The following is a 21,456-nucleotide window of genomic DNA, read 5'->3' on the forward strand; positions in this document are numbered from 1 at the left end:
AGTCACGTGTATCATTAGCCCTTCACGGAGCCTTGGGCAATGCCTTCAATAATATATTTTTGCATCACTAGGAAAAAGATGACCACGGGCGTAATCCCGAGTACAAGTCCTGGAAGCGCCAAATCCCACTGCTTCGTATATTGTCCGAAAAAGCTATAAGTGGCGATAGGAATGGTGCGAAGCACCGGATCCTGCAGAATAAGCGATGGCATCAAGTAATCATTCCAGATCCACAGGGTGTTCAGTATGATGACGGTGACGATAATCGGCTGCATAAGCGGAAGAACAATCCGGAAAAAGGTACCATAAGGACTGCTGCCATCTACTCTTGAGGCCTCCTCGATATCGAGAGGTACCGATTTGACGAAGCCGTGGAATAGAAAAACAGTCATCGGGGCCCCAAACCCAAGATATGCTAAAATCAAACCGGCGGTTGAATCCATGACGCCCAAACCGCTGACGACCTGCACCAGCGGGATCATGATAGATTGAAATGGGATAACCATGGCGGCTACTAATGCAATATAGAGCACACGGTTATACAAGCTGTTGTTGCGGACCATTTTGTAAGCGCACATAGAGCAGAGGAACGCTAGCAGAACATTACTAATCACCGTGATGATAAAAGAGTTCAGGAAGGCGCGAGGAAAATTGGTAGCTTTCCAAGCTTCCGCGTAGTTGCTCCACTGGAGTGCGGAAGGCAGCGCAGCAGAGTCAGAAAGTATTTCACTATAGCTTTTCACTGAGTTAGCCAGTAAAAAGTAAAAGGGCACTAAAAATAGAAGTCCCAGCAGGATTACAATCACTTCGATGAGAAGCAGAGGGACATTAAATTTCTTGGCGGTAGTCTCCATTACAGCTCCACCTCTCTTTTCTTGGTTGCTCTAACCTGTAGTAGGGAGATTACGGCCACGATGACGAAGAAAACCATCGCTTTAGCCGAGCCCATTCCGAACCGGCTGATGGTATAGGCTTCATTGTAAATATTCAAGGCTACAGATTCGGTAGCTTTAAAGGGTCCACCCTTGGTCAGCGACAGGTTGAGGTCAAACAGCTTAAAGGACCAGGAGATAGATAGAAATAGACAGACAGTTACAGCAGGCATGACCAGTGGAAGAGTGACATGGCGCAAGGCCTGAAAACGTCCGGCTCCATCCACTTTGGACGCTTCAATTAGGCTTTGGGGAACATTGTTGATAGCAGAGATGTAGATCACCATCAGATATCCCGCATTTTGCCAGACAAATACGATAACAATCGCCCAGAATGCTGTCCCTCCGGTGCCTAGCCAGGGAAGATTAAAGAAGTCCCAGCCGGTGGCCTGCCCGATAGAGGAGAATCCTCTGACAAAAATAAACTGCCAAATAAACCCGAGCAAAAGTCCGCCAATCACATGCGGTACAAAAAATACAGTTCTCAGGACATTACGTGTGAACAGTTTGCGCGTCAACACATAAGCGAGTGCGAAGCCAAGCAGATTGGTCAGCACTAGACCGAAGAAAGTGAACTTCGCCGTGAACCAGAATGAATTAAGAAAGGAAGGATCCTTGGTGAAAATATGTAGATAGTTCCGTAGTCCGGTCCACTCGACATGCCGCGAGATTCCGTTCCAGCTGGTAAATGAATAATAGAGTCCCAAAAAGAAAGGAATCAGCACAATAATAAAGAAAAACAAGGAAGTTGGCCCGACAAAAATAAACTGCTGCATCAGGCGTGATCTTTTTCTATGGTCCATCGTTCCTCACCCCTTTTGTTAATTTAAACTTTTCATTCTATAACCGAATTGGTGATTAACCGAAACAAAAAGTAATATTACTAACCGAGTATTCTTAACCAGTTGCGGCATCGGGAGAGGCAAAAATGCCTTTGATAGCGCCGAAAGTGTGCGATTTGAAGAAAAGAGAGGCAAAAATGCCCTTGATAGCGCCGAAAGTGTGCGATTTGGAGGAAAGAGAGGCAAAAATGCCTTTGATAGCGCCGAAAGTGTGCGATTTGGAGAAAAGAGAGGCAAAAATGCCCTTGATAGCGCCGAAGTCGGCTGAGCTTTCTCTGGATAATTTTCATTGGCCCGGAGCGATTTCTTTTCGGGCTTGACAGCCTTTTCAAAGAATCGGTATGGTGGACTTGTCAGACAAATGGGAGGTAGGGTACATGTCAGGATGGCTGGGGAATCATTTTGTTACGCAGATTGGAATTTTGGTGAATGATGTTGAAAAGGTAAGCACGGCTTATGCGGAGTTTTTTGGACTGGAAAAGCCGCGAATTATCGTTACAGATACAGAAGATCAGGCGCAGACTCGGTATAATGGCGAGGCGACGGTGGCGCGGGCTAAGTTGGCTTTTTTTGATATGGGCTCCCTGCAGCTTGAACTGATTGAGCCAGACCAGCAGCCCAGTACATGGCGTGATTATTTGAATGAACATGGTGAGGGACCTCATCATATTGCTTTTGTGGTTGAAGGAATGAAGGAGAAGATTATGCTGCTCGAAGGCAAAGGGTTCCCACTCCAGCAAAAGGGCGAGTATACCGGGGGGCGTTATGCTTATATGGACACGTTCAAGGAGTTAAAGGTGATTGTGGAGCTGCTGGAGAACGATAAAGATAAAGATAAAGGAGAGGATGTATAGTGAATATTCTAATTACTGGTGCCGGACGTGGACTAGGTTATGAGCTGGCGGCTGAGGCATTGAAGCGGGGACATGGAGTCATTGCCGGGGTTCGCCGTTCCGATCAGGAACAAACAGCACTGTCTCAGCTCGCTGCGACCTACGGGGAGAAGCTGACTGTGGCCCAGCTGGACGTGACGGATGAAGAAGGAATCGCGGCACTTGCTGCAAATCTGCAAGGACAAGGCCGGACGCTTGGTGCCATTATCAATAATGCGGCAGTACTGACTGCAAGGGACACACAGATTGAAGAGCTGGATTTCCAAGATATGCTTACCACGATGGATATTAATCTTTATGGACCGATGCGAGTGGTTAAGCATTTCTTGCCGCTACTCATTGAACCCGAGCTTTCGATCATCAACATATCGTCGGAAGCAGGCAGCATTACTAATGCTTATTCCGGAGACTATCCTTATTCCATCTCCAAAACGGCACTTAATATGTTCTCACAGCAGCTGCATGTATATTTAAAAGAACGCGGGGTACAAGTACTCGGCGTACATCCCGGCTGGATGCATACGGATATGGGCGGGGCAGAGGCGCCAACGAATCCGACCCAAAGTGCTGAGGGCATCATGGACTTGATCGAGAAGCGGACTACACCGGAAGGTCAATTCATGTTTGTAGACTATACGGGTAAGGATATGAAGATTTAATAATGAGTGTTCTAACTAAAAGAGGTAACTCAATAGCCATTCATGGCTTCTGAGTTACCTCTTTTTGATTTTCTATATGCTTATTTATTTCTTAATCAATAAATAAGCGAAATAAGGTACGCCGATTAACGCTACCATGATCCCAGCCGGGATGCCATCAGGGGAGACGAGATTGCGGCCAACGGTGTCCGCGATCAGAAGCAACCAGCCACCCAGCAATACTGCGACGGGAATAAACATCTGATTGCGCGGACCGACCAACGATTTCGCAATATGTGGTGCCATCAATCCGATAAAAGCGATTCCACCTGTTACGGATACCGCGGAGGCGGCAGCTGCGACGGCGACAAGAATCAGGACGATACGTTCGCGCTCCAGATTCAGACCGACACCAATGGCTGATACCTCACTTAGACTGAGCAGATTGAGTCGCAGCGATTTGTACAGGGTAAAGGGAACTAGCAGCAATAACCAAGGCAGTAAAGCCCAGATGAAGGGCCAATCTGTACCCCAAATATTCCCGGCAATCCATTTTGCGATAAAATCAACTTTGGCACGATCTGCGGATGAAATGATTACGATCATAACTCCCGACAGCGCTAGGGAAAATCCGACCCCGACCAAAACTAGCCGAATAGGATCAAGCCCTCTAGTCCGACTATATGAAAAAAGATAAATTAATGCTGCCGTAATGATAGCCCCTATAAAAGCAACCAGCGGCAACGCATAAATGAAGGTTCCAACGCTAACCGGGAAATAGAGAAAAAATACAGCGACAGCCACACCTGCCCCGGAGTTAATCCCAATAATACCGGGGTCTGCTAGATCGTTTCGGGTAACACTTTGCAGAATCGACCCAGATAAGGCCAAGGCCATTCCTGCCAGTAGCGTAATTAGAATACGTGGCAGTCTTACAGAAAATAATACAAAGTCCTCTTTAAAGGTTCCATGACCGAAGAGAACGGGAAGCAGCCTGTCAAAAGACAGGGAAGAGTAGCCGATTCCCATACTGGCAATAGCCGTAAGCAGGATCAGTCCGGTGCATACCCACAGGATAAGACGTTGTTTTCGTACTGGAGCAGAGGAAATCATGAGAGTGTTTGACCTCCTTTACGAACAACGAACAAAAAGAAAGGCAGTCCTAGCATAGCCACGACAGCAACTATCGGCGTTTCATAAGGGGCATGGATTGTACGTCCAATGGTATCTGCAAGTAGCATGAAGGATGCCCCAGTGAATACTGAAATCGGCAGAATATAGCGGTAGTCGGTGCCGACTATTTTGCAGACAATATGCGGAATCATTAGCCCTACAAAAGCCATGTCCCCAATTAGAGCGACCGATGCGCCAGTCAGCAGAATAATGAGCGTGAACAGAATCCCTTTAACCAAAACAAGGTTTTGTCCTAATCCGATCGCTACCTCGTCACTCAAGCTAAGAATAGTCAGCTGGTTAGAAAATATTAATGCCACCACGATCCCGATGAGGATCACAGGTGCAATGGCCTGAAGCTGGCCCCAAGTTGTGCCGATAAGCCCACCGGCAGTCCACATGGATACATCTTTGGATATCTTGAAGGCAATGCTGACACCACTTGCGATAGCGTATAGGAATGCAGATACCGCAGCACCAGCGAGTACGATACGGATCGGAGACAAGCCACCTTGGCGCACGGAGCCGAGAATAAGAACCAGAACGGCTCCCAGAGCAGCGCCGAAGAAGCAAGCAATCATGGTACCAAAATAGTTCAGCCCCGGCATAAATACGAAGGTAAGCGCCAGTGCCATATTAGCTCCTGAAGTTAACCCCAGCAGGCCGGGATCGGCTAACGGATTGCGCGTAACTCCTTGCATAATAGCCCCGGATACGGCAAAGGCGGCGCCGATCAGCATGGCGACCAGTTCACGCGGCAGCCTGATCTCACGAAGAATGAGGACATTGTCTGCCGTTGAACTTGAAGTGATGGCAAGCCACAGATCATGGAGGGTGGTTTCTTTAGCCCCGAATAACATCGCGATCACGAGGCAAATAACCATTACCAGCACGCTACCAAGCAGCTTATAAAAGAATGGAATGGAAGTTTGCTTCGTAGTCATCTTTATTATTTTCCTAGAAAGTTTTTTTCAAAGAATTCCAGTTGATATTCTAAGCTAAGCGGATCATTAAAATAGAATGCTTTGGCATCAGCTTCGTAAACATGATTATTTTTGACAGCTGGGATGCTCTTGTAGATTTCTGTATCCTGGAAGGAATTATCTTCATCCGCATTTTTACTGAAAATAACGTAATCGCCTAGATAATCCTTCAGCACTTCTGTTGAGAGGGCCACGTAACCATCTGTTTTGGTGCCTTCCTTTACTGTATCCGGCATACCGAGCTTGAAGTCCCCATAGAGGAGTTCAGTTCCGCGGCCAAAGTTATACCCGTATACATACAATTGCTTATTGAAGGTTTCAATGACAGAGACAGTTGCATCCTCGCCGATCTTCGCTCTGATTTCCTCACCCGCTTTTTTGGTGCGGGCACTAAAGTCATCTACCCAAGCTTGGGCTTCTTTTTCTTTGTTCACTAATTTGCCGACTTCCAGCTGTTGGGTTAAGTAATCAACTTTATTATAAGTATAAGTAACCGTTGGTGCGATTTGCTTGAATTTATCGATGTTCTTAATATCGGAGAGACCGATAATCAGATCAGGCTGCAGCTCAATAATCTTCTCCAGACTTTCATCACTTACAGCTTCTACATCTTTCAATTGCTCTTCAAAGCGCGGATTGGTTTTGGACATTTCATCTACGCCTACAACAGGTACACCTAGAGCCATAACATTACCTGTTAAAAATCGAGTGAGGACAACGACACGCTGAGGATGTGTCGGAACTTCAACAGGTCCATTTTCCGATTCATAAGTAAAAGTCGCACTTTCTGACTCCGCAGCAGGAGCCGAGGATGGGCTATTTGTAGGACTAACCTCATTCTTCGCCTGATTTCCCCCACAAGCACTAAGGGCAAGCCCTAAAATAAGTACAAACGGAATAAATATCTTTCTCATTTAAATAATTCTCCCCTTTTAATGACTATGTTTCCGTGAATAATTCCATTATTTAATGAATCCCAGGCTGTGCCATAGATTGATTATGAGAATCATTCGCATTTGTAATCATTATAGGGATCACTTATGTGCCTAACCATGCCTTTTTGTTGGAAAAAAGACTTGGACTATTATTGGCCTTCGAATAATGCAACCGCACGTCCAAGCTGCAAACGAATGGAAACTGGATTATAAGGCACCCATTCATCCAGATTAAGCAGATGGATCTTCTTGTTCTGCACAGCAGAAAGTTGGTTCCAATAAGAGGAGTGGAAGATTTCTTCACTGTGTGCAGTGGAGCCTTTTGCGTCTGGAAATACAGTGACTAACAATCGGTCACCGGCATAAGCCTCCAGCTCAGAGACGTCAATCACAAGGGAATGAAACTGGTCGCCGAGTTTATTTATTTGATCCTCAATCAAGGCAGGAGCCTTGAGACCTAGCGATTGATAGATCACATACCCAACATTTCTTGCCCCGTATACGAGTAGTCCATCTGGTTTAATGACCAGAAGGGTTACAATCTCGTTAGCCACCGCGCTTTGCTGCACCACGGCCCGAGCTTCCAGCTCCTCTTGTTCAAAATCGTCCAGCCACTGCTCAGCACGTTCGCTACGGTGAATGGCACGGCCGATCAAGCGCAAGTGGTCTTTCCATCCTAGTTCCTGCCAAGAGATTTCAACAATAGGAGCGACCGCCCGCAGCTGCTCAGCGTTCAAGCCGAATTCTTCCAGATGTTGTGTGGCTGCAATAAGCAATTCAATGTTTGCTTCCAGTAATAACGCTTTTATCTGCTCAGCCGAGCTGTTCGTATGGATGAATTTCATAGACTGTGGTGGTTCCTGGTCAGAAAGATTTAAATACTCGCTGCTCTCTGAAATGGTAACTGCAGGTTCCAGGCCAAGCAGCAGCAAATGACTGGCATAGGGAGTGAGCATCACCGCTACACGTTGGAAAGGGATAAGATTATAGCCTGAAGGAGATGCGCCGGTCTGCTGCTTAAAGCGCCGACTAAGATAGAACTCATCCTTGTAGCCCACCTTTAAAGCAATTTCTCTTAGTGTGCTTGAACTATTAAGCAGTAGTTCCTTCGCTCTGTGAACTCTTAACCTGGACAGATATTCATTAGGGGTAAAGCCCGTAAATTGTTTAAATAGCGTTGAATAATGTGAACCGCTCACACCCGCAATTGCAGCTAATTGCTCACGTGATATTTTTTCACTGAAGTGATTCTCTAAGTATGTGATACTGCGTTCCATTGAGGGCTGCTCACTCACTTCAAATCTTGTTTCCTGCTGCTCCAGCAATTGAAGAAGGATCTGATGGAACAGGATCTGGTTCTGCACATGACGTATTTCACGATCTGGCAACCGGTGAAGATACAATTCCTTCATATTAGATACAATGGCTGGTTCATGAGGAAACAACAGCATATTTGAATTGGATGTCAGTTGGCTTGTCCGCGTCATAGCACTGGAGGGCAGTGCTCGTGTCTGTTCTTGAATCCGGATTGAAAGCTTATAAGCATGTAGCGGCTGCTGGCGATTTGTAATTAGAGAGGCGTAAGTATTCTCGGGGAGAAGGACGACAATGCCTTCCATTAGCTCATAAGTCTGATGATTGACCTCAAGCATACCCTTACCAGCAGCAATAGCTAGTAGGACGGTTGAATGCTCATGAATCTGAAGTCTTGGCAGATTTGAGGTTCCATACATCGACTGAATACTATCAGCGGTATATAAAGGGAAATGGGACTCCGCCCATTCTGGGACTACGTTATTCAAATCTTAAGCCTCCGTTACCTATAATTCTATGAATGGTATTATATTCTTCACTTCTATGGGACTAATTATAACATCTCCCGTTTGGGACAAGCCGCATAAATGACCACAAAGTAGAAGAGAAACTAATCTCCTAGATGAATCCATTGGTCCAAGAGTCCCTAAGGTCAAGCGAATATAAATACTACTATGATCCTTCATCCATTTTAAAAGAGGTGAATCTAAGATGAAAAGACAGGTGAAACCTAGTAGGAAAAGAAGACCTGCCTCCAGACTGCAGCCTAAACGTAGTTTAATTCTTAAAGCAAAAGCGCAAATCATTAACTTTGCGGTTATTGGTGATAGTCATGTGGGGTATGGAAACAGCTCAAGCATTTTTAGTAATCTTTTGCCTAAAGCTGTGAATAACGGGAATAAGAGATTTGTTATTTTTGGAGGAGATAATACGCAAGCGGGAGCTAATCATGGAAATAATGCGAATGCTTACTACAAGGATTTCAAGGATACGGTAACAAGCACGCTTGGGAGTATTCCTTATAAAGCATCTATAGGAAATTGGGAGGCAAGCACACAGTCCTTATTCACACAATATTTAGGTGCTGTTGAAGGTCAAATGAATTTTCCGGGTACGCAGGGGAAGGTCAAGTATGTATGGCTTAATTGTGCGCTTGGACGGTTTACTCCGGGTAGTATAAATTTGTTGAGAAATTTAGATGATAGTTTTTATTATATTATAGATTTTCATTGGCCTCTCAAAGTAAGTGGGATTACGGTGGACCCAACCCATGTATTAAGCGCATCGGAGACGAATAAGTTTTTTTCATCCATTCCTACAAAAGTGAGAGATAAGGTGTTAGCTATTTTTACGCATCATGGACATCTGTTTTACCGAAAGCTTAGTAATATATATCCCGGTTACAACAAAACTAAATTTTTCGTATGCGGATGTTCGGGGGAATATAAATGCAAAACAAATGGTGATCGGGGTTATTACAATGCCACATTATCCATCAACGGGACAACATTTAATGTGGATGCTTTTAAGGTAGCGGTAACTTAGCAAAAACTAAGCTGAAGCTGATTTTCGGGAGAAACCGGGGTCAGCTTTAGTTTTTTTAGCAAATAGCTAATAGAAACTCAACAATTCAGTCACAGGATAATAGTAAACTAGCAGGATTATTTAATATATTTGTATAATAGTTTATATATGTATTAAATGAATCATATTGGAGGGCTACCGATGAGAGGGTTAGTATTTAATTCTTTAGAACAGGCGGGTGTCTCGGCTTTTGGTGTGGAGCGCATTCGTACAGCCGCCGCACAAATGGTTGAAGACAATATCACACCTGCGCAAGTTATTGTTGCTGCGAGAAAGGGGACGCTGCTGGTCCATCAAGCGAATGGGAAATTCGGACCTGAAGCAGACGCAGCAGATTTAACAGCGGATGCTATATTTCCACTCTGTTCCATCACAAAACTATTTACTGCAACCGCTATTATGATGTTAGTGGAACAAGGGAAAGTGGGCCTAAACAGGCCGGTTTCTGATTACATCCCCGAATTTACAGGGGAGAACAAAACAAAGGTATGCGTACATCATTTGTTGACACATACCTCTGGAATTGAGGTTAATGGCGGTTATGATGCACCACTTAGCCATGAGCCAGGTACTGTGATGTCTTACTGTGGATATGGTTATGAGCTATTGGGTGAAATTATACGGCGTGTTAGTGGACAAGCTTATGATGTATTCGTAAAGGAAACTATTTTTAAACCGCTTGGAATGGAAAATACATATTATCGTGTGCCAATGGAAGTGCGGAACAGAGTAGTTAGACGTGCCCCTGAGGCAGCATGCGCGGAATGGGTAGACAGTGAATACAATTTGAATTCTGTATCTGCGGGGGGCGGCGCTTACTCAACGGCTATGGATTTGGCTGTTTTTGGCCAGATGTTCCTTAACGGCGGAATTTATAACGGAGTACGATTGCTTAGTCCGGTAACAGTAAAAGAAATGACCCGCAATCAAATTCCGGGCGTATCCTCACAATATAGAGACGAAGTTTTCCCTGAAGCGTACTGGGGGTACGGATGGGCGATTAATGGCACGAAGCGTGACGGCGGAGATCTGCTCTCTGCAGATGCCTATTCACACTGGGGAGCGGCAGGTCCTTTCCTCTGCGTGGATCCGATTTATCAGACAGTGACGGTTCATTTATCCGTAGAGCTGGATCACCAGAAGCCATTTAAAAATATGTATGTTGATTACTTCAACAATACTGTTCTTGCAGCAATCACAGAGCTGTGATGTCAGCTGCTATTTTCATATCCATTTAGAATTTTTGTTGTGTCTACTTTTCTTAAAGTGTGTTTTCCCTATTTGTTCTAAATTGTTTAGGGGTGATTCCGGTATATTTCTTAAACACTTTGGTAAAGTAGCTCTGATCATTAAAATGTAGGCGTGAGGCGATGTCCGATAAGCTTATCTCTGGTACTTCTATTAGTCGTTTTGCCTCTTCAATCCGCTCCAATTGAATAAAATCGCTGATGGTGATGCCGGTCTCCTTCTTAAATAATAGGGAGAGATAACTTCTATTTAATCCTGCAACCTCAGCCAGTCTATCTAAGGAAAGTTCCTCATATAGGTGATTGAAAATATAGTTCTGACAGAGAGCCACGGTGCGCGACAGTTTCGCCATCCGGCTCTCTTTGACATGGTCTGCGAAATCGCAAAGGGCATAAAGAACGGCATGATCTACAGCGGGAATATCTTTTAGTTCTTCGATATGCTGGATATGAAAGTCGCTTAGGGTATAAGAAATTTCCCAGTACAGCCCTCCATCTATAGCTGCACGTGTAGCGAGTGTAATACAAGAGATTGCCAGATTCTTTTTGTTACGTAATTGGCTCCTTTTAGAGAGAAGCCCGTAACTCTCTTCGGAGAACGAAGCTTGAACGCGTAGCAGCTCAGTTTTATTGCCTTTTTTGACATAGTGAAAGAGATTTTTTTCTAGCATAGGCTCGTGGTGCAGCCACGTATTCTCACGGCGATAAGAAATATCCAAATCCAAACTGCCTGAGGGCAGTTGTTTATAGGCAAGAATGCGGGAGTCCAGCAGCAGTTCGCTAAGGGTCAAGGTTTTTCCAGTAACGAGCGAGTATAGCAGCATAGCGGTATGGTATAGTCTCATTTTATTTAACACGGTCAGGCTGCGGTAATAGTTAAGCCATTGCTCCTGAAACTTAAGGGGAACTTCATGATCACGCATCAGACTTGCCACATTATCCTCCGTAGGTTGAGCATACAATGAAGGGCCAATCACAATGCTTCCCTCGTTACTGTTGTCTGAGGGTAAATGGAGAATGATGTAATTCTCTAGAAAATTTGTGGTACGAACGATGGGTATGGTAGAAGTCCGTCCATTGCCATTAGAGTTGTTTTCACGATTAAAAGATTTAGTAATTTCAGAAAGTGGCTCATTAAGGTTATGAACCCAAGGGGCGCACTCGAAGGAGGAAGGCATAGCAAATTCAATTTCCCGATTGGCGTCGAGCAGGAACACGGGAATTTGCTGTGACTCATACATCACTTTACAGATATATTGGACTCTTTCCTTATCCTCCAAATGATCTAACATGTTATGACCTCCTCGCCTAACAAGAATACCAAAAACACGATAATAATGCCATAAATCAAGCATGAAGTATATTAAAATGGGGATAGTATACATTCAGAGGAGGCATTTTTATGAAAACCAAAATTCATGAACTCATATCACAATTGACCCTTGAGGAGAAAGCGGGACTCTGTTCAGGGCTTGATTTCTGGCATACCAAGGGGATTGAACGACTCGGAATCCCTTCTTTGATGGTAACGGACGGACCCCATGGTTTACGCAAGCAAAAAGAGAGTGCCGATCACCTCGGGCTTCATAACAGTGTTCCCGCAACTTGTTTTCCTTCAGCAGCAGGGTTGGCTTCTTCGTGGGATCGGGAACTAATTGAGCGAGTGGGGAAGGCGCTTGGTAAGGAGTGCCAGGCAGAAAACGTTGCTGTTCTGTTGGGACCGGGGACGAATATTAAACGCTCTCCACTGAACGGTCGTAACTTTGAATATTTCTCGGAAGACCCGTATCTTTCTGCCGAGATGGGGGGGAACCATATCAAAGGTGTGCAAAGCGAAGGAGTAGGAACCTCGCTTAAGCATTTTGCCGCCAATAATCAGGAACACCGGAGAATGTCGGTAGATGCTGTTATTGATGAACGGACGCTGCGGGAGATTTATCTGGCTAGCTTTGAAGGTGCAGTTAAGAACAGTCAACCTTGGAGCGTAATGTGTTCTTACAACCGGGTTAACGGTGAATACGCTTCTGAGAGTGAAACGCTTCTAACGCGGATTCTTAGAGATGAATGGGGTTTCGAAGGATTTGTAGTTTCGGATTGGGGTGCGGTCAATGAGCGAGTGAAGGCGCTGCAAGCAGGGCTGGAGCTGGAAATGCCGTCAACGGGAGGACTTGGCGATGCCAAGATTGTCGCAGCCGTGCAAAGTGGGGAACTAGCTGAAGAAACGTTAAACCTTGCGGTGGAGCGGCTGCTCACTTTTATTTTTAAAGCGGTAGACAATCGTAAAGATAATACTTCATTTAATGCTGAAGAGCATCACCAACTGGCACGGAAAGTGGCGAGGGAAAGCATGGTGCTTCTTAGAAATGAGGAGGAAGTTCTACCCTTATCTAAACAAGGTACTATTGCGATCATTGGGGAATTTGCTAAAAATCCGCGTTATCAAGGTGGGGGAAGCTCGCATGTGAATCCAACTCAATTGGATGATGCTTTTGAAGAGATGAGAGGTCTTGCGGGGTCTGCTGAGCTGCTATATGCCCAAGGATATGAACTGGAGCATGATGAGATTAATGAGGTTTTGCTGCAAGAGGCAAGAGAAACAGCGGCAAAAGGTGATGTAGCGGTGTTGTTCCTTGGACTGCCGGATAATTATGAGTCAGAGGGTTATGATCGCAGCCACTTGTCTCTTCCAGAGAGCCACAAAGCGCTGATCGATGTGGTAGCTGAGGTGCAGAGTAATATCGTTGTTGTACTCAGTAATGGCTCACCTGTAGAGATGCCTTGGATTGATAAAACAAAAGGAGTCCTTGAGGGTTATCTAGGTGGGCAGGCGTTTGGGGGTGCCGTAGCAGATTTATTGTTTGGAGAGGTCAGCCCAAGCGGTAAACTGGCAGAGACGTTCCCCATGAAGCTGAGCGACAATCCATCCTTTCTTAATTTCCCGGGGGAAGGGGACAAGGTAGAGTATAAGGAAGGTTTGTTCGTAGGTTATCGTTATTATGATAAAAAAGAGATAAAACCGCTGTTTCCTTTCGGCTTTGGTCTCAGCTACACAGAGTTTCAATACAGTCATTTAACAATTTCCAAGAGCAGCATAAAGGACACCGAGACTGTTCAGGTTAAGGCTACCGTTAAAAATACGGGCACTCGCGCAGGAAAAGAAATCGTTCAGCTCTATGTTAGTGATGTGGAGAGCAGCGTGATCCGTCCACTGAAGGAACTAAAAGGCTTCCAGAAGCTAGAGCTTCAGCCTGAAGAAGAGCAGGAGGTAACCTTTGAGTTAGATAAACGCTCCTTTGCTTATTACAACGTTAACATTGGTGATTGGCATGTGGAAAGTGGAGATTTTGAAATTGCTATTGGCTCATCATCGCGGGATATTCGTCTGACAACTTGTATCGGAGTAGAATCGACCAATCCGCTTACGATGCGTTATCATCGGAATAGTACTATTGGTGATTTGCTGGATAATCCACGGACAGCGGAAAAAGTGAAGAAATTCAGCAGTGTTTTTGGCTTAGAGGGTGCGATGGATGATAACCCGGAAATGTACATGGCGATGATGAAATATATGCCGCTGCGGGCAATGATCGGTTTCGGCCAAGGGAAATACACGGAAGAAGATTTAGCCAAGGATCTGCAAGAATTTAATACATTGGCTACTAAGTAGAAGTAAGCCAGTGGCACATATTAGTCCTATCTAATATGCACCACTGGCCTTATTTGTGTAAATTTCTTGTCTGGATACCGTTACCCATTAACTCGATAGGTATGCCTCAACGTTTCCTTGAAGGAAATCCGTAATCTTTAGCGCGCCACGCTACTAGCAGCGCAAGAATCAATAGTATAAACATTACCCACGGGAAGGAGCGGACACCAAGTGTTTCAATAAGAATTCCGCCTATCACTCCGCCACCGCCAATAGCTAGGTTCCATGCCGTCACCAGCATCGATTGGGCCACATCTGCACTTTCGCCAGCGGTTTCGGCAACGGCTGTCTGTAGCAAAGTAGCTGCTCCTCCGAACGTCAACCCCCATACACCAACCACTAAATAGATCACTATGGGCTGGCTGCTACTAATGCCTAGTACAATGGATGACAAGGCAAAAGCAGCTAGGCTGATCAGAACCAATGGACGCAGTTTGCGGTCGATCAAAATACCGATGACCCAGATGCCAACAAGCGCTGTAATGCCGAAAACAAGCAATACCAAGTCAACCCGCTGGGTTAGCCCGGCCTGAGTAAGATAGGGGGCAATATAGGTATACAAGATGTTGTGTGCTAGTACCCATACCAGAACGACAAACAATACCGGCCGTACCCCCGGAATAACAAAAACCTTGTAGAGAGGGAGCCGTTTATCAGGGGCTTCTCCTGGATAGTCCGGTAGCTTCCAAAATACCCAAGCGATCAGCATGAGAGCTAATAGCGACATGAACCCGAAGATAGAGCGCCAGCCTACAAGGGTGCCAAGAAGGGTTCCAGCAGGGACACCGAGTGCCAGAGCGAGAGGTGTGCCAACCATCGCTACCGCCATTGCTCGTCCTTTGAGTGACTCCGGCACCATGCGCCGGGCGTAACCTGCTATCATGCCCCATAAGACTCCAGCGGATACGCCGGCGAAGAACCGAGCTGTTAGCGTAAGTATATAATTGGAAGAAAAAGTGGTGACGGTGTTGAATATGAGAAAACCAAGGATGCACATTAGTAGCAGTGGTCGCCGCCGCCATCCACGCGTCACGGTAGTTAAGGGAATCGCGGCCAACAGGGAACCAAGAGCATACAAAGTGACAAGTTGACCGGCAAGGGCCTCGGAGACACCAAGCCCCTCACCTATTTGGAGCAACAAGCCTGCCGGAATCGTTTCGGTAAGAATACAGATAAACCCCGTCATAGCTAAGGCGAGTAATCCAGCCCATGGCAGACGTTCAGGAGAGGGAGTGCTGGGGGCACTTTGTGTGGCAGAAGATGTGTTTTGGCTCATAGAGAGGCCCCTCTCTTATATAATTTTAGCAAACTCAATGATATAGACGACGAATAGGGTCTACTGGACAGAGAGCCTAGGCTGGTTCATTCCGGACCCAGGCTTCTTGTGTTCATGCTCTATTTATTACGTCTATCATAAATGGCATCACAAAGGTCTACAGTAAACTGACCCGACATGCCTTCCAATGCGGTATTAGTGAAAGCGACGACACTGAGGCGTTGCTTGGGATCTACGAACCACGAATGACCATAAGTACCACCCATGCGCCAAGTACCCGGAGATTCTGGAGTGTCTGCGGCGACAGGATCCTTTAGTACCGTGATGCCTAGGCCAAAGCCTCGTCCTGGCCAGAAGGCCATTGGCAGATCACCGATCTGGTTGGTCGTCATATCGTGAACCAGTGACTCCGGTAGCAGCGGCGCTCCGCCCTTACGTAATGTTTCCAGCAGTTGCAAAAAATCTCCGGCGCTGCCGACCATGCCAGCTCCTCCAGAAGGATAGGCAGTAGTGTCAAGTGCTCGGCTAGGGGCAAGCAGGACCCCAGCCGTTCCCTCCACAAAGGCAATACTGTCAGGATCAAGTAAGGGCCGTGGCTCTGGAGTATCATTGGCATAGGAAGTGGCCAGCCGTTCTCGATCGACTGCAATAAAACCCGTGTCGCTCATGCCAAGCGGCTTGGTCACGAGTGAATGTACAGCCTCACTGAGCGGTGTTTCTGTGACCTTTGCAATTACTGCTCCCAGCACATCTGTCGCGATGGAATATTTCCACTCGGTACCTGGCGTATAAAGGAGGGGGACAGAGGCAAGACGGCGCAGGTTCTCTTCCAATGTGATGCCGGACTGATCCATACCATCTGATACCCCTGCTGACTGATAGGAACCCTTCTCTTCTTGGAAAAATCGGTAAGACAGGCCCGCGGTGTGCGTCATCAAATGACGAATCGTCAAGGAAGCGAACTCGCCATTCTGCAAACGCGGCTGAAACTCTGGAAGCCAACGATCAACGCGGTCGTCCAGTTGTAGACGACCTTGCGCAACTAATACTAGGCCTGCCGTTGAAACGATAGGTTTAGTAACTGAAGCGAGCCGGAATAAGGCATCTTCTCGCATAAGTCGGCCTAGCTCGCGGTCGGCAAAACCGGCAGCACGGCTATAAACCAGTTCCCCATCTATCGCCACTTTAATGACAGCACCGACCAAGCGCTTGTCAGCGAGGGTTCGATCGATTACTCTATCGATGCGACCTGATAAACATTCTGTAATTATTTTATTTGAATCCAATATACTCAACGGTCTTCATCCCTTCGGAATAGTTAAAGTCAAGAACACTTTACTATTGTAGGGTTATTATATATAACAAGTTATCTTGATTACATAAGGCAACTAAGCTAAATTAGCTTTATAACGGTTAATTACAATCTAGTTAATATAGAAAACCTTAAATTTAAAGGAGGCGATTTTGATGGACCATGTTGATAAGCAAATTCTTTTCCATCTTCAAAATCAAGCAAGAATTTCTATGACAGAGCTGGGCAAATGTGTCGGTTTATCGCAACCTGCGGTTACGGAGAGAGTTAGGCGTATGGAGGAAAAAGGCATCATCAGCGAATATCGCACCATAATTTCTCCTGAAAAGATTGGGAAACAAGCAGCTGCCTACATGTTATTTCATTCTAGGGATTGTAATGCATTCCTTGATTTCTGCCGCTCAAGTCCTGATGTCGTCGAATGTTACCGTATAAGTGGGGAACACAACTACTTATTGAAGGTAGTAACCGACTCTACACGAGCCCTCGAGGAGTTCGGAAATCAATGTGACAAATACGGTACTTACACGATTCTGATCGTGATGTCATCGCCAATCGATCATAAATTTCTTATACCCTCGCTTGAAGAAGCAAGCCTAAACTTGCTGAGTTAGATTTTAAACATAATCCGTTAGCCTGTCGTAACAAAAAAAAGACTCTTCTATATAAATAGAGGAGTCTTTTTGGTTTAGATATTGTAATAAAAATGATTGCAGCTGCTCCTTTTTCGTAGATACATCATGGACTTTCTATCTTATAAGTCTGGCGGTATTTTAGTGGAGAAAGCCTGGTGATTTCCTTAAATACCCGACCAAAGTGAGTCATATTATCAAATCCAACATTTTCAGCTATCTTGGCTACTTTAAAGGCAGTATTGATTAACAAGGCACGAGCTTCCTGGTGGCGATAAATATAAATAAGCAGCTCAAACATAAGTGTTTTTAAATATAATTCATAGCCGGGAGGTTGCTTCGTAAATTCAGAGACCCTTTTATTGAATAGTTTCTCGATAAAGTTTTGTTCAGAACCATGAACCTGAACGGGTGGGAGATCAGTTCGAAGAAGTCCGGAAAAACCTGCAGGCCATTGGCTATCGGGAATGAGCTACCTTCCATAAACGGGTTAGAACAATGGTTAGTCTAGACCAACTATAAAATGAATTAAGTAGCCAAGCTAATGCCAGCATCGCCTAGTTTCCAACGGCAGGTCATTATCAGCTTCTCACCCTCCAGTTCGGCTGTCAGCGTGCCACCCATTTTATTCATTAGACTTTTGGCGATGGAGAGACCCAGCCCGGAAGCTTGAGAAGATCGGGTACGGTCTGCGGTATAGAATCGGTCAAATAAGAGGTTAATATCGCTTCCGACTAGTTCCTTCGCATCGTTTACAATTGTTAAGTCAGCTGTTTCCTGCTGTCGTTCGAAATGGATTTCTACATACCCGGTCGCATGTTTGACCGTATTGACAAGTAAATTTTCGACAACTCTCCGCACAGCGGATTCATCGGCGTATACGGATACATTTTCCTCAGGTAGTCGTATACCCGGTGTAATATTGCGTTCGTTGAAAGAATCGTAAAATCCGACCAGAATTTCCGAGAGCAGGGCCGTCATCCCAAGCTTTTCCGTATGTAGAGGATAATCTAGCGATTCGATCAAGGAAAGCTCAAAAAAATCATTCAGCAGCGCCTGCAGCCGTTTCGTCCGATTTTTAACGATGGAAACATATTCAAGTTTTTCATCAGGGGTAATAGACTCATCCTCCAACAGTTGAATATAACCGAAGATGGAGGTGAGGGGTGTACGGATATCATGTGAGATATTCGTAACAGCCTGACGGAATTCTTGTTCGACACGTTTTCGCTGGGCGTCCGCTTCGACGATTAAATCAGATTGACGATTGATTTGTCCTGCAAGCGCCTCAAGCTTCTGGTCGAATAGAGCCACATCAATTTTTTTACCGGTTGCTCGCTTATTGTAGGTATGCAATTGCCCTGTTATCCGCCCTAGCTCTCGCCTTAACATTAACAAACGGAAAAGCAGGAGAGCTCCTGCCGCAAACAATATGATTGTCAGAATAAGCAACACTCTCCTGCACCCCCCATTTGCTATTTGATCTCTTTTCGGTGGAATACGAGAATACCGAGTACCCCGGAAACGGCTATTGTCAACAACGGTACAAGTAAAAGCGCTGGCCAATCTCCGCTGTCGATACTGGGCTTACCGATATCGCTCACCCGTTTGAAGATGGAATAATCGTACAAATTACTAAAGAAAGAGATCTTCGAACCTATACTAGCCAAAACCGTATCGATCATAAGGAAGAAAATCATTGAGAAGCCGATAGTTTTGCCGCTGTCGGTTAGGATTACGGTGAACAGCGCCCCAATGGCTGCGTAACCAGCCGTGTACAATAACGTTAGCCCGAGAGCTCGCGGTATGAAAAGTGTAGTGCTTCCTTCCGGCAGATGACCGAAGCCCGAAAGCAGCGTGACTTCGACTGTGCTGACAATAGGAAAGACGAGCGAAATCGCCATGGCTCCAACTGCGAATACGATTAGTTTTGCTGCGAACAGCCGGCCTCTGGTGTTGCCCGAAGATGCGATCGTCTTCATGACCCCTGTGGAATATTCGTTAGAGATAAAGAATCCAGCCAGAATGGCTACGCCGAATTTAATAATGTAGGCATTGCTTGAAATAAAGGTAGTCAGAAATTCAGCGCCGGTGATCTGAGGTTCCCCATTGGAGCGATGATCAAAATAATATAGCAAAGGGTACGCAAGCGAGAGGACGGAAAGTGCCAATAGAAAAGTCCAAAATGATCTATTCTTACGGAGCTTGAAAAACTCCACTCTGATCAGATTATACATTTGGGTTCCCCCCAATCCGCTTTGTAAAATAACTTTCCAAGTCTTCACCCATAGGCATAAACTTCTCGATCTCGAGGCCGGCATTGAATAACGCTGTTGATACTTTGCCTGGCTGCTCAATACGGCTATACAACTTGATGGTTCCATCCTGCATCACTTCGAAATCGGCCGTACCCAGCTCGTTCTGAATGACGGCTGTTGCCTTGCCCGGATCATCCACTTTGATAAATAAATACTGCTGACATTTCTCGTTTAATTCCTCCGCAGTGAGTTGTTCAAGCAACTGACCGTGATGAATAATGCCATAATGACTTGCCATTAAATGCAGCTCACTTAGAATATGACTTGAGATCATTATCGTAATGCCTAGCTCACGGTTTAGTCGCTTGAGCAGTTCGCGCATTTCGACGACACCCATCGGATCCAACCCATTAGTTGGCTCGTCCAGAATCAGAAATTCTGGATCTCCCAGTAAGGCGATGGCAAGACCTAACCGCTGCTTCATTCCAAGTGAGAAATTTTTGGCTTTCTTCTTTCCGGCGCCCTGCAGTCCAACTTGCTCTAGCATTCTAGGAACACAATCTTTGCCGGGAATACCACGTAGAATCCGGTTTGCTTCTAAATTTTCACTCGCAGTCATATGGGGGAATAAAGCGGGACTCTCGATAATCGAGCCGATTCGCTTACGAGCCTGGATCAGGGCTTGCTCTTCACTGGCTCCGAACAGCTCGATCGTCCCCTGAGTCGGAAAAGCAAGTCCGGTCACAATCCGGATTAATGTTGATTTTCCGGCTCCATTTTGTCCAATAAAACCATAAATAGAGCCTTTACGGATTGACAAATTGACTTTGTCCAGCGCTGTATGGCCCTTGAACTTTTTGGATAGCTGATTTGTTTTTAATACATACTCGTACATCTCGTCTTGGCCTCCTTTTCGTGATAGACCAAGTATAGAATTGAAAACATAAGAAGAGCTAAAGCCAAATCTTAAGAATGTCTTAAGGCTTGAGCCGATAACCTATGCCCCATACCGTCTCGATAAATTCGCTTCCTGGTGCGGCCTTGGTTAGCTTGCTGCGCAAATTGCTCATATGGACATTGACCGTATTATCGTCCCCGTAATATGGCTCGTGCCAGACTCTTTCATACAAATTCGCTTTCGTAAACACCTTTTTGGGGGCTGACAAAAGTAACGAGAGAATTTCAAACTCTAGAGCTGTGAGCGTCAGTTCCACACCATTTGCCGTAATCGACATCGCCTCTCGATGAAGCACAAGACCCTGATGCTGGAGCACGTTAGGCAAAGCCGATTGCGTAATCCGCGAATACAAACGCAGATGAGAATCGATCCGTGCAGAGACTTCCTCAACGTCGAAGGGTTTCGTAATGAAATCATCCGCCCCCGCCCGCAGGGCAGACACCTTGGTCTGGGGCTCACCCTTGGCAGAAATGATAATTACCGACATATCATCCCGCCCGGCAATCTTCTCAAGTAGTTCCTCACCCGACATGCCTGGCAGCATCAGATCCAGTAGCAGCATGCTCCATTGACGTTGCTCCAGATAGAGAAGTGCCTCCGTTCCCGAGTAAGCAGGTTGGGGAATATAGCCGCTTTTCTTGATAATGTTGCACAGCAATCGGTTGATGTCGCTGTCGTCCTCAGCAACAAGAATATGTATCGGGTTATTCATTTAATCTCCTTTTTTTACCTGAAATAGGTCGTTGTTCGGATGAATGCCTATTAAATAGGAT

The 21,456-nt window shown here is 45.7% G+C and carries 21 protein-coding genes; 7 read left to right on the forward strand and 14 right to left on the reverse strand.

What is annotated here, in order from left to right; genetic code table 11:
* Positions 1-14: 14 nt before the first annotated feature.
* Positions 15-854, reverse strand: coding sequence for a carbohydrate ABC transporter permease (locus MHB37_RS07405; protein WP_076141188.1), 840 nt, complete (start codon positions 852-854; stop codon positions 15-17).
* Positions 854-1,735 carry a carbohydrate ABC transporter permease gene (locus MHB37_RS07410; RefSeq protein WP_405169095.1) on the reverse strand — a complete coding sequence of 294 codons (882 nt, stop codon included), beginning with the start codon at positions 1,733-1,735 and terminating at the stop codon, positions 854-856. The genes MHB37_RS07405 and MHB37_RS07410 overlap by 1 nt, the downstream gene beginning before the upstream one ends.
* 125 nt (positions 1,736-1,860) lie before the next feature.
* Between MHB37_RS07410 and MHB37_RS07415 the strand changes: the two genes are divergently transcribed.
* The 3 genes from MHB37_RS07415 to MHB37_RS07425 are packed head-to-tail and all read left to right on the forward strand — an operon-like array spanning position 1,861 to position 3,326.
* Entirely contained in the window at positions 1,861-2,094 is a 234-nt protein-coding gene (locus tag MHB37_RS07415; RefSeq protein ID WP_405169096.1) for a hypothetical protein, read from the forward strand.
* A gap of 57 nt (positions 2,095-2,151) precedes the next feature.
* Entirely contained in the window at positions 2,152-2,628 is a 477-nt protein-coding gene (locus MHB37_RS07420) for a VOC family protein (RefSeq protein ID WP_405169097.1), read from the forward strand.
* The gene (locus MHB37_RS07425; protein ID WP_405169098.1) at positions 2,628-3,326 is read left to right on the forward strand and encodes an SDR family oxidoreductase; all 699 of its coding nucleotides are present in this window, start codon (positions 2,628-2,630) and stop codon (positions 3,324-3,326) included. The genes MHB37_RS07420 and MHB37_RS07425 overlap by 1 nt, the downstream gene beginning before the upstream one ends.
* Before the next feature lie 84 nt (positions 3,327-3,410).
* Here MHB37_RS07425 and MHB37_RS07430 read toward each other — a convergent pair whose 3' ends face one another.
* The 4 genes from MHB37_RS07430 to MHB37_RS07445 all read right to left on the reverse strand — a co-directional run bounded on the left by MHB37_RS07430 (position 3,411) and on the right by MHB37_RS07445 (position 8,198).
* Positions 3,411-4,418: an iron ABC transporter permease gene (locus tag MHB37_RS07430; protein WP_076125241.1), complete on the reverse strand. Its 1,008-nt coding sequence runs from the start codon at positions 4,416-4,418 to the stop codon at positions 3,411-3,413.
* Positions 4,415-5,422, reverse strand: coding sequence for a FecCD family ABC transporter permease (locus MHB37_RS07435; protein ID WP_405169099.1), 1,008 nt, complete (start codon positions 5,420-5,422; stop codon positions 4,415-4,417). The genes MHB37_RS07430 and MHB37_RS07435 overlap by 4 nt, the downstream gene beginning before the upstream one ends.
* 5 nt (positions 5,423-5,427) lie before the next feature.
* Entirely contained in the window at positions 5,428-6,375 is a 948-nt protein-coding gene (locus MHB37_RS07440) for an iron-hydroxamate ABC transporter substrate-binding protein (RefSeq protein WP_405169100.1), read from the reverse strand.
* Between the two features lie 170 nt (positions 6,376-6,545).
* Positions 6,546-8,198: a helix-turn-helix domain-containing protein gene (locus MHB37_RS07445; RefSeq protein WP_076279579.1), complete on the reverse strand. Its 1,653-nt coding sequence runs from the start codon at positions 8,196-8,198 to the stop codon at positions 6,546-6,548.
* A gap of 223 nt (positions 8,199-8,421) precedes the next feature.
* Here MHB37_RS07445 and MHB37_RS07450 point away from each other — a divergent pair, with 223 nt between their 5' ends.
* A complete protein-coding gene (locus MHB37_RS07450; RefSeq protein WP_076220365.1) occupies positions 8,422-9,255 on the forward strand; it encodes a metallophosphoesterase in 834 nt (277 codons plus the stop codon).
* Positions 9,256-9,435: 180 nt separating this feature from the next.
* The gene (locus tag MHB37_RS07455) at positions 9,436-10,503 is read left to right on the forward strand and encodes a serine hydrolase (protein WP_076193439.1); all 1,068 of its coding nucleotides are present in this window, start codon (positions 9,436-9,438) and stop codon (positions 10,501-10,503) included.
* A 52-nt stretch (positions 10,504-10,555) separates the two neighbouring features.
* Here MHB37_RS07455 and MHB37_RS07460 read toward each other — a convergent pair whose 3' ends face one another.
* The gene (locus tag MHB37_RS07460; protein ID WP_076125226.1) at positions 10,556-11,833 is read right to left on the reverse strand and encodes an AraC family transcriptional regulator; all 1,278 of its coding nucleotides are present in this window, start codon (positions 11,831-11,833) and stop codon (positions 10,556-10,558) included.
* A gap of 110 nt (positions 11,834-11,943) precedes the next feature.
* Here MHB37_RS07460 and MHB37_RS07465 point away from each other — a divergent pair, with 110 nt between their 5' ends.
* Complete coding sequence (locus MHB37_RS07465) at positions 11,944-14,208, forward strand: glycoside hydrolase family 3 C-terminal domain-containing protein (protein ID WP_405169101.1); 2,265 nt, start codon at positions 11,944-11,946, stop codon at positions 14,206-14,208.
* 106 nt (positions 14,209-14,314) lie between these two features.
* Here the strand turns inward: MHB37_RS07465 and MHB37_RS07470 are convergent, their stop codons facing one another.
* On the reverse strand, positions 14,315-15,523 hold the full coding sequence (locus MHB37_RS07470) for an MFS transporter (protein ID WP_405169102.1): 1,209 nt from the start codon (positions 15,521-15,523) through the stop codon (positions 14,315-14,317).
* 119 nt (positions 15,524-15,642) lie between these two features.
* Positions 15,643-16,818 carry a serine hydrolase domain-containing protein gene (locus MHB37_RS07475; RefSeq protein ID WP_405169103.1) on the reverse strand — a complete coding sequence of 392 codons (1,176 nt, stop codon included), beginning with the start codon at positions 16,816-16,818 and terminating at the stop codon, positions 15,643-15,645.
* A 172-nt stretch (positions 16,819-16,990) separates the two neighbouring features.
* Between MHB37_RS07475 and MHB37_RS07480 the strand changes: the two genes are divergently transcribed.
* Positions 16,991-17,449, forward strand: coding sequence for an Lrp/AsnC family transcriptional regulator (locus MHB37_RS07480; RefSeq protein WP_076185318.1), 459 nt, complete (start codon positions 16,991-16,993; stop codon positions 17,447-17,449).
* A gap of 124 nt (positions 17,450-17,573) precedes the next feature.
* Here the strand turns inward: MHB37_RS07480 and MHB37_RS07485 are convergent, their stop codons facing one another.
* From MHB37_RS07485 to MHB37_RS07505, 5 genes are all read right to left on the reverse strand, one after another.
* A complete protein-coding gene (locus MHB37_RS07485) occupies positions 17,574-17,768 on the reverse strand; it encodes a helix-turn-helix domain-containing protein (RefSeq protein ID WP_179089394.1) in 195 nt (64 codons plus the stop codon).
* A 227-nt stretch (positions 17,769-17,995) separates the two neighbouring features.
* Positions 17,996-18,922 (reverse strand): sensor histidine kinase, encoded by a 927-nt coding sequence (locus tag MHB37_RS07490; RefSeq protein WP_405169104.1) that lies wholly within the window; start codon positions 18,920-18,922, stop codon positions 17,996-17,998.
* Positions 18,923-18,942: 20 nt separating this feature from the next.
* A complete protein-coding gene (locus MHB37_RS07495) occupies positions 18,943-19,704 on the reverse strand; it encodes an ABC transporter permease (protein ID WP_076141190.1) in 762 nt (253 codons plus the stop codon).
* Complete coding sequence (locus MHB37_RS07500) at positions 19,697-20,620, reverse strand: ABC transporter ATP-binding protein (protein ID WP_076301939.1); 924 nt, start codon at positions 20,618-20,620, stop codon at positions 19,697-19,699. Before MHB37_RS07500 ends, MHB37_RS07495 begins: the two co-directional genes overlap by 8 nt.
* A gap of 82 nt (positions 20,621-20,702) precedes the next feature.
* A complete protein-coding gene (locus MHB37_RS07505; protein ID WP_076125214.1) occupies positions 20,703-21,395 on the reverse strand; it encodes a response regulator transcription factor in 693 nt (230 codons plus the stop codon).
* Positions 21,396-21,456 lie beyond the last annotated feature (61 nt).

The sequence above is a fragment of the Paenibacillus sp. FSL H3-0286 genome (assembly GCF_045040705.1).
In the GTDB taxonomy this organism is placed as follows: Bacteria; Bacillota; Bacilli; order Paenibacillales; family Paenibacillaceae; genus Paenibacillus_AQ; species Paenibacillus_AQ odorifer.